Consider the following 434-nt stretch of genomic DNA (forward strand, 5'->3'; position numbering starts at 1 on the left):
AGTAAATTATCTGATAAAGCTATTCATCAGGCACTTTACAGAGCAAAAAAAGGTGGTAGAATTGCTCAAATCAGACAAGAGTTTTATGTAATAATTCCCCCAGAATTTTATGATAGAAAAATGATACCACCTTACCTATTCATAGACGATATGATGAAATTTCTGAATAAAACATATTATGTATCCATGTTTTCTGCTGCATCAATGCTTGGAGCAGGACACCAGCAACCAATGCTATTTCAACTGATAATTGAACCACCAGCTTTAAGAAATATAAAAAAAGAATATTTAGCAATTCATTTTTTTATAAAAAAACAAATTGATATTAATTACATTTTTAAGAAAAAAACTAAAACCGGTTATATAAATGTTTCATCTGTAGAATTAACCATTCTAGACCTTATTTTATACCATCATAGAATAGGAGGAATCGG

Annotated in this window: 1 protein-coding gene; it reads left to right on the top strand. The window is 29.0% G+C overall.

All coding sequences use genetic code 11. The features are described 5' to 3' along the window. On the top strand, positions 1-434 hold a 434-nt coding region (locus OWK30_RS11485), incomplete at both ends, for a type IV toxin-antitoxin system AbiEi family antitoxin domain-containing protein (RefSeq protein ID WP_423326625.1).

The organism is Deferribacter abyssi, from assembly GCF_049472655.1.
GTDB lineage: Bacteria > Chrysiogenota > Deferribacteres > Deferribacterales > Deferribacteraceae > Deferribacter > Deferribacter abyssi.